This is a genomic window from Streptomyces colwelliae (assembly GCF_048158785.1).
Classification (GTDB): domain Bacteria; phylum Actinomycetota; class Actinomycetes; order Streptomycetales; family Streptomycetaceae; genus Streptomyces.
Window position 1 is genome coordinate 1 of the sequence record NZ_JBLTJC010000902.1, and the last position, 584, is coordinate 584.

Sequence of the window (584 nt, forward strand, 5' to 3'; positions counted from 1 at the left end):
CCCGTTACGCCCCTCCTACAAAAGCGAACGTCGAAAACGACGATTCGCTCGTCGGACTCGTCGCCGCCCTCGCCTACCCCGAACGCGTCGCAAAAGCCGACGGCGGTTCCTATCTCCTCGTCTCCGGTACCCGTGCCGAAGTCGGTGACTCCAGTGCACTCCGAGGCGCGCCCTGGATCGCTGTCGCCGTGGCCGACCGGCCGATCGGCAAGGGGCACGCGCGCGTGCAGCTGGGGGCGGCTGTCGACGAGGACATCGCCCGGTTCGCGGCCGGGGCGCTGCTCAGCCGGGCGGACGAAGTCCACTGGGCCGACGGAGACGTGGTGGCCCGGCGCGTCGAGCGGCTCGGGGCCGTCGAGTTGGCGGTGCGGCCCCTGAAGGACGCCGACCCCGTCGCCGTACGGGATGCGCTTGTTGAAGGGTTGCGGCAGGAGGGGTTCGGGCTGTTGCGGTGGTCGGCCGATGCCCAAGTGCTGCGGCAGCGGCTGGCGTTCCTGCATCTGCACCTCGGAGCCCCCTGGCCCGATGTCGCCGACGAAGCGCTGCACGCGCGCGTGGACGAGTGGTTGGAGCCGGAGTTGGGG

At 71.1% G+C, this 584-nt stretch carries 1 pseudogene; it reads left to right on the forward strand.

The window, feature by feature from the left end:
- Positions 1-584: pseudogene (locus ACNFOC_RS55075) on the forward strand (ATP-dependent helicase HrpB); the annotation flags it as partial.